Raw genomic sequence first — 7,517 nt, forward strand, 5'->3', positions numbered from 1 at the left:
GGGCTGGTGCATCGGCCGCTGCGCAGTTGGTGTGATTTGGCGGAGGGACTGGCCTGCCGCCTGCTCACGCCGCGCGGCGTGGACGACACGCACGTCTCGCTCTCCTTCGAGCCCCTGGGCCCCGAGGCGCCCTGGCACGCGGGCGGCTCAGGGCCGGACGACGCGACGTCGCCCCAGGAGCGCTACGGCGCGGACTCCGCCTTCTCCCGCGTGCGCAAGCTGGAGGACGCGGGCTTCCTGTGTCCCTGGCTGGAGGCGCTCGGCCGGGTTCGCCTGCCCGAAGGGGCGCGGGTGCTGGACCTGGGCGTCAATCGGGGAGACGAGCTCGCCGCCTTCGCCTGGCTGGAGGGGGCGCCGGACGTCACCTTCGTGGGTGTGGACCACAGCGCCAGTGCGCTCGCGGAGGCGCGGGCCCGCTTTCCAGACGCGCGTCACTCCTTCCTCGTCGCCGACCTCAACGCCCTGCCGGAAGGGCTGGGCCGCTTCCACCTCGTGGTCTCCGTGGGCACGCTGCAGAGCCCCGGCGTGGATGACCACGCGCTCCTGCGCACGCTGGTGCAGGAGCACCTGGAGCCCGAGGCCACGCTCGTGCTCGGCTTTCCCAACTCCCGCTTCCGCGACGGGGAGGTCGTCTACGGCGCCCGGGTGCGAAACCTGCGCGAGCCCGACCTCTCCCTGCTCGTGAAGGACCTGTCCTTCTACCGCCGCTACCTGCACCAGCACGGCTTCCGCACGTTCCTCGGTGGCAAGTATGACTTGCTGCTCACGGCGGTGCGCGGCCCGGGTCAGTCCTCGGCCTGAACATCCTCGGGCTTGACGCCCCAGTCCGCCAGCACCTGCGCTTCGTCCTCTTCGCTCTTCGTCTTCTTGAAGCGGGCATCGGACACGCCCTTCACCCGTCGCTCGCACGCGGCCCACGTCGAGTGGCGCTTCACGCTGCGGCCCACCTGGCTCAGGTAGGAGTGCGCCTTGGTCTTTCCCTTCTCCTCGCGGGGCTTCTCTGGAGGCAGGGACGTGTCCTCGGGCACGTCGTACACGTCCACGTCGTAGCCCACGAGCGAGCCGGTGTAGAGCCGCATGCCCTTGCCGCGTGAGAACGAGACGGCGATGGCGTCCACCCGCTCGTTGCCCGGCACGCCCACGTGCCCGCGGACGTAGTGCCACTCCACGGCGGCGGCCTCGCCCGAATGCGTCTGCTTGCGCTGGGCCAGGAGCGCCATCAACCGCTTCCAGTAGAGCGTGTTGGCCACCTCCTTGCCATCCGCCGTCTTCCAGCCGCGCTTGCTCCAGCCGAACGCCCAGCGGGTGGCGCCCTGAATCACATAGGTGGAGTCCGTGTGGATGTGCAGCGGCCCCGGCGTCGCCTCCAGGTGGCGCAGCGCCTTGCCCACCGCCGTCAGCTCCATCCGGTTGTTGGTCGTCTCCGGCTCGTGGCCGCCCAGCTCCGTCACCTGCCCGTCGGGTGTGGCGATGAGGGTGCCCCAGCCTCCCGGGCCGGGGTTGCCGGAGCAGGCTCCGTCGGCGAAGACGAACGTGGCGTGGCTCTTCATGCCGCAACCCTAGGCGGCCCCGGGTTCGCCCTGCCAGGAAGACTCGCGCCGCGGGCGTCCTCGGGCTGACACGGAAGTCGTGATTCCATGCACAGCCGGAAGACTCCCTCCCTGGAGCCTCCTTCTGGTACGTGGCTTGCTCTCGGCCTCCCACGCTCGGGCCCATGGGTCGCGGGTGTCCGAGGGAAAGCCAGTCATCGACATGCAGACCGAGCATCCCGCCGCTCCACGCCCCCTGAGTTCCTCCTGGCTCCATCCCTCGCGTGCCCGCGCCTGGGCCGCGCGCGTGGCCCTGCTGGTGGCGAGCGTCGCCTCGGTGGCCACCTCCATGTCGGGCCCGCCTCCGGTCATCGTCGAGTCCGAGCCGGGGGTGCTGTCGCTGTCGCCGACGTCTCCCACCGCCCGCGTGGCCCTGCCGGTGAGGATGTTCGTCCCCAATGGCTCCAAGCAGACGGTCTGGGCGACGATGCGCGCGCCGCTCTTCGTGAAGTGGACGCCGGATGCGCCGGGCGACGAGGCGCAACCCATCGTCAAGGCAAAGCTGGTCTTCGGTCCTCGCCCGGTCAAGGAGAGCTCCTCCGCGCCCGTGACGGCGGGAGACGCCGGCGCGGTGCGCTTCGAGGCCTTGTCGGATGGCGATGTCTGCCAGCTCGAGCAGCCGTGTGAGTGGGAAGCGGCGCTCGAGCTGTCGCTTCAGGACGCGACCCTCCAGGGCACCGTGGACGTGGAGTGGCGCATGGTGGTGGAGGTGAGCATCGACGACACGGAGGACTCGGCGCCGGATGGGTTCGAGGTCCTGGTGGGGCCTCGCTGAGACGTGCGTGCCTCCGTCCCCACGGCCCAGGTGAACCCCACGCCGGGCGACACGCTCCTGCACCCGCTCGTGTTCGGCGCGGTGCTGGTGCTCGTGCTCAATGACCATGTGTTGAAGGCCCGCTGGCCGTCGTGGTGGACGGGGAAGCTGTCGGACGTCGCGGGGCTGGCCATGTTCCCGCTCCTGCTTCAGGGGCTCTGGGAGCAGTCGTGCGAGCGCGGGGCCCGCGCCTTCCAGCCCTCTCGCGCGGTGCTGACCACGTGCCTGGTGCTGACGGCGCTGGTCTTCACCGCCATCAAGGTGTTCGAGCCCGCCGGTGACTGCTGGCGCTGGGGGCTTGGCACCTTGCAGTGGCCCGTGCGCGCCGCGTGGGCGTGGCTGTCGGGGCGCTCGATTCCAGGCGTGGCGCCGGTGGCCCATACGATGGATGTCACGGACCTGCTGGCGCTGCCCGCGCTGGCGGTCTCGCTGTGGCTGGGGTCGCGGCGCGTGAATCACACGCGCTGAGCGCGGCTCGTCTCAGGGATGCGGGCACGACGGGCATGACGCTCGTCACCCGCGAACGCACGGCTTCGCTTCAGGAGCCGTCTCCCCGAGGGAGCAGTCGTGAACGAGAACCTCTTCAGTCAGTCGTACAACCAAATCATCAACGGTGCGCTGGGCGGCGACGCGCCGAACTTCCAGATGCTCGGGACGCCCATGGCGTTCAACTGGGCGCCGGCGCCCCAGGGTGAGCTCAACTCGCACGCGTACCAGGTCATCAGCGGCATGCCGCGGTGGTCCCCGCTCGGCGCGTACAGCACCCTGGACGCCTCCTTCGCGGACTCCTACCGGCAGGCGCTCCACCACATCTCCTTCAAGGTCAGCCCGGAGCGCCAGAAGGACCTGAACGCGCTGCGCATCCAGGTCACCCTGCGCGAGAACGAGATGTCGCAGGCCATCACCAACCTGAACCAGGCGTACCTGAGCCAGCGGCAGAACGGTGGCGCCTACTTCGAGCGCAAGTACCCGGACGTGGATACCTGGGTGGACCTGGGGCCGGGGAAGACCTACGCGCAGATCTGCGACAACGCGAACCTGGCCTTCCGGCGCGCGTCCCAGTTGGTGTTCGAGCTGGAGATGGCGGGCATGCCCGCGTCGCTCCAGTCGTCCATCGACGCCATCAAGCTGCCCTCCGGGAACCCGGGCAGCGGGCCGGCTCCGCGCGGCTGGACGAAGGTGCAGGACGGCTCGGGCGTGCTGCGCTATCAGCCCGACTACATCGTCGGGAAGGACGGCGACACGTGGCGCGAGGAGCTCAAGAAGGGCTCCATCGGCTCCTTCTCCGTGACGCTCAAGGCGTCGGACCAGACGGTGGACTACTCGCGCAGCTGGGCCCAGGCCTCCGCCAGCTACGACAAGCCCTTCTGGGGTGTGTCGGCCAGCGGCAGCTGGGAGAAGATGGACCTCACCGCGACGGACAAGAACGTCACGGCCACCATCGCCGTCAAGTCGTCCACCATCGTCCCCGTCACGCCGGGTGCCTGGTACGACGGTGGCTTCATGGCGGACGTCGCGCGCGGCAAGGGCGGCGGCTACGAAATCCTCAACCCCTGGGTGGCGAAGGGCGGAGAGGGCAGCTCGTCGCTGTTCGGCCAGCATGGCCTCCTGGCCTCGCGCATCAGCGGGCTCGTGGTGGCGTACCAGCCGCGCTTCTCCATCGAGATGAGCGAGGCGACGTACGAGCGGCACTACGAGAAGTTCGAGGCGAGCCTGTCGCTGCGAATCGGGCCCTTCTCCTTCGGTGGCAGCGGCGGGCACGAGAGCAACTACGAGCACAGCACCGATGGCAAGACGACCTTCGAGGGCGGCTCCACCTCCGAGGACCCCATCATCATCGGCGTGCTGGTGTCCTTCCCTGGCCTCAACCAGGCGTAGTCGCTCCCCCGTCCGGTTCCTTGTTCATTCACGCATTCATTCCGGCCCTCTCCGCTCCTGGTGGAGGGGGCCGTTTTCTTTCCGGGTGATTTCCATGAAGACGACTGTCGAAGATGCCTTGCGCGCGGAGCTCCGTCACGTGCTGGCCGAGCAGACCGCGAACCCCGAGTCCTCTCTTGCGTCAGCCAACGTCGGGGCCTCGCCCCTGCAATGGCTGGAGCCCGCGCTGCGCTGGGACTGGGTGCCCACGGTGGACGGGACGATGGGGGATGTGGCCCACCACTTCTATGACGGGGTGCCCGCGTCCATCGAGGATGGCGCCCCGTTCGTCTCCACGAGCGCGAGCTTCAGTGGCCGCTACCTCACCTTCCTCCGCGTGCTGTCGCCGTCCTTCGAGCCGGTGGAGGAGCTGAAGGAGTCCCTGGAGCGCGCGACGCCGCCCTCCACGCCGCCGGCCAGCTCCAGCAATCCTCCTGGTTGGACGAAGGTCCAGAACAAGGCGAGCCTCCTCCAGTGGGGCGCCGACTACACGCCGGCGAAGTCGCCCTATGAGTGGCTTGCGGGCATGGCCGCGCGGGGGCTCACCACGGGGCCCGTCCGCGTCGATGTCCAGGCCTCGACGCGGGAGGGTCGCATGGATGCGCAACCCTCGTTGCTCAAGGTCCGCGCGAAGCAGGGGACGCTGAAGCCGTTGGAGCTGAAGGACGGAGAGCTCCTGTCCCTGACGGTGTCCATGGAGGGGCTGGGCCGGGTGCCGCTCTACACGGGACACTGGTTCAACGGCTCCATGCCCATCCTCGGGCGCAAGGGCCCCTTCAAGGGCGGCTACACGCCGGAGCAGGTCTTCGGCGCCAAGGGCCTGTTGAGCGGCCGTGTGGCGGAGATGATGGTCGCCTATCAGCCGAGCTTCGAGCTGACGGTGGCGTCCTCCTTCTTCGAGCGCCACGCGGAGGACCTGGCCTCGGCCGAGGAAGTCCAGGTCGCGGGCTTCTCGTTCCGTGGCACCCGCGAGGCGCCAGGTCCGGTGCGGGTGTCGCCGGGCTTTTCTGGAGGGAGCGTGGGCCTCTCGGGCGCCTCGGCGTCGTTCGAGCCGCCGTTCATCGTCGCCGTGCTCCTGGAGACCTTCGACTGAAGGCGCGTCGGAATCACACCCGCGTGGCGCCGCCGTCTTCCGGGTACCACGCGGGGGCCTTCCCCTCGCTCAACGAGGAGACGGCGCATGCGTTATTCCAACGTGCAGTTCATCGCCTGGTGCATCCACACCGGGCCCCGGAAGCTGGGTGATGGCGTGGAGGAGTACGCGGGGCTCTCCACCGAGAGCGCCGATATCGCGGCCCGCGTCGAGCTGGTGGCCCGCGCGCTCGACGCGGCCCGCGACTGTCCGGAGACGACGCGCGACGACCCGGAGACGCTGAAGGTGTTCATGCTGCCCGAGTTCTTCTTCCGAGGGAGCACGGGCGCCTATTCGATGGACGGCGTGCAGGCGCTGGTGGCCGCGCTCCAGTCGCGTGTGAAGGACGAGGCGCGCTGGGCGCATTGGCTCTTCGTCTTCGGCAGCACCGTGGGCAAGTCGTTCCAGACGCGGCCCGCGAGCTTCTTCGAGCGCCTCTTCGGACCGAAGTACGTCATCGACACGTCCAAGCCCATCGAGGCGTACAACTACGTGCTGGTGCAGAAGGGCGGCTTCACGTACGCCTCCGCGGGCCCCGAGTTCGCGGAGGCCGTCCTGAAGAGGCGCCAGTCGGGGATGGACTTCATCCCGGTGTCGGGTGGCGGGGGCGGCATCGCCGGAGCGCGAGTCCACTACCTGCCTCCCACGCGGGAGTACGGCACGACGTCCGAGGTGCAGGTGGCCAGCTACGACGGCAACTCCGTGTTCGTCCGCGACCAGCTGACGCTCGGCGTGGAAATCTGCCTGGACCACGCCGCGCAGCGGCTGAAGAAGGCCTCGGGCCTTCCTCCCATCGACCTCCAGCTCGTGCCGTCGTGCGGGATGACGTTGAAGGCCGACTCCCTCGTCGCGCGGAGCGGAGGCTATGCCTTCAACTGCGATGGCTACGCGAACTACGACACCGGCGTGCTGGGAGCGAACAGCCAGGTGCGGGGCGTGGACTCCGGTGACGTCGCCGTGGTGGCGAAGGCCTCACTGGATGTCACCGGCGTGAATGTCGCCGCGCTCTTCGCGCGTGGAGCTGGCGAGGTGCGCGTGTATCCGGCCCTCCCGCTTCCGAAGGACTGAGGCTCGGCCCTCCGCGGGTCAGAGCGAGCCGAGGAACGCCAGCAGGGCCTGCCGGTCCTCGAGGACGAGCCGCGTGTAGCGCTCCTGCGCGGGCGCGGCCTCTCCGCCATGCCACAGCACGGCCTCCTCGAGGTTCCGGGCCCGCCCGTCGTGCAGGAAGCGCGTGTGGCCGCTCACCGTCGCCGTCAGGCCGATTCCCCATAGGGGCGGGGTTCGCCACTCCTGGCCGGTGGCGAGCCCGTCCGGACGTCCATCCGCCAGCGCCTCGCCCATGTCGTGCAGCAGCAGGTCCGAGTACGGGAAGATGCGCTGGCGCGACAGCTCCGGGAAGCCCGCGACCTCCTCTGTCTCCATCGGCCGGTCCACATGGCAGGACGCGCAGCCGATGGCGCGGAACACCGCCTTGCCACGCAGCACGCCGGGCGCGTCCCAGTCCCGCCGCTTCGGCACCGCCAGCAGTCGCGTGTAGAAGACGAGCCGCTCCAGGTCGTAGTCCTTCACGTCGGGCGTGGTGGCGGCGGGGACGCCCTCGGGCTCCTGGGCGCGCGGGTACAGCTCGTTCGTCAGCCCCATGTCCGCGACCAGCGCGTGCGTCACCTGCTGCAACAGGGTGGGCTGGTTGGCCTTCCACCCGAAGCGGCCCATCCGGGTGCGGCGCTCCTTCACGTCCTCCACCTGGTTGGGGCGTCCGGAGATGCCGTCGCCATCCCGGTCCTCCGGGTCCGCCAGCGCCAGCAGTGTCTCTTCGGGAATGGCCTCCAGCAGTCCGAGGCCGAAGTTGGCCGGCGACACGCGAGGCGAGAAGGGCGTGCCGTCCTCCAGCGGTCCGCGCGTCAGGTCCTTGAAGCGGTAGACGGGGCGCAGCAGGGAGTAGGGCTCGCCCGTGGCGAACGTGCCGGTGAACTCTTCATGGCCCACCTCGACGCTGCCCTCACCGCGGGCCTGGCCGAGGTGGTGGAGGTCCAACTGCTCGCCATACACGGGATGGGGTCCGGGG

Annotated in this window: 8 protein-coding genes; 6 read left to right on the forward strand and 2 right to left on the reverse strand. The window is 69.6% G+C overall.

The window, feature by feature from the left end:
* On the forward strand, positions 1-801 hold an 801-nt coding region (locus HR086_RS42795), incomplete at its 5' end, for a bifunctional 2-polyprenyl-6-hydroxyphenol methylase/3-demethylubiquinol 3-O-methyltransferase UbiG (protein ID WP_174468512.1).
* Here the strand turns inward: HR086_RS42795 and HR086_RS42800 are convergent.
* Positions 786-1,550 (reverse strand): RNase H family protein, encoded by a 765-nt coding sequence (locus HR086_RS42800; protein ID WP_141645216.1) that lies wholly within the window; start codon positions 1,548-1,550, stop codon positions 786-788. The two genes, HR086_RS42795 and HR086_RS42800, sit on opposite strands and share 16 nt — an antisense overlap.
* Positions 1,551-1,752: 202 nt before the next feature.
* Between HR086_RS42800 and HR086_RS42805 the strand changes: the two genes are divergently transcribed.
* The 5 genes from HR086_RS42805 to HR086_RS42825 all read left to right on the forward strand — a co-directional run bounded on the left by HR086_RS42805 (position 1,753) and on the right by HR086_RS42825 (position 6,520).
* Positions 1,753-2,364 carry a hypothetical protein gene (locus tag HR086_RS42805; RefSeq protein WP_174468513.1) on the forward strand — a complete coding sequence of 204 codons (612 nt, stop codon included), beginning with the start codon at positions 1,753-1,755 and terminating at the stop codon, positions 2,362-2,364.
* Positions 2,365-2,367: 3 nt separating this feature from the next.
* Complete coding sequence (locus HR086_RS42810) at positions 2,368-2,871, forward strand: hypothetical protein (protein WP_371817403.1); 504 nt, start codon at positions 2,368-2,370, stop codon at positions 2,869-2,871.
* Between the two features lie 99 nt (positions 2,872-2,970).
* Entirely contained in the window at positions 2,971-4,281 is a 1,311-nt protein-coding gene (locus tag HR086_RS42815) for a hypothetical protein (RefSeq protein ID WP_174468514.1), read from the forward strand.
* Positions 4,282-4,375: 94 nt separating this feature from the next.
* Positions 4,376-5,413 carry a hypothetical protein gene (locus HR086_RS42820; RefSeq protein WP_174468515.1) on the forward strand — a complete coding sequence of 346 codons (1,038 nt, stop codon included), beginning with the start codon at positions 4,376-4,378 and terminating at the stop codon, positions 5,411-5,413.
* Positions 5,414-5,500: 87 nt separating this feature from the next.
* Complete coding sequence (locus HR086_RS42825) at positions 5,501-6,520, forward strand: hypothetical protein (RefSeq protein ID WP_174468516.1); 1,020 nt, start codon at positions 5,501-5,503, stop codon at positions 6,518-6,520.
* 18 nt (positions 6,521-6,538) lie between these two features.
* Here the strand turns inward: HR086_RS42825 and HR086_RS42830 are convergent.
* A partial coding sequence (locus HR086_RS42830; protein ID WP_174468517.1) for a di-heme oxidoredictase family protein occupies positions 6,539-7,517 on the reverse strand: 979 nt, incomplete at its 5' end.

The sequence above is a fragment of the Myxococcus sp. CA039A genome (genome assembly GCF_013336645.1).
GTDB lineage: Bacteria > Myxococcota > Myxococcia > Myxococcales > Myxococcaceae > Myxococcus > Myxococcus llanfairpwllgwyngyllgogerychwyrndrobwllllantysiliogogogochensis.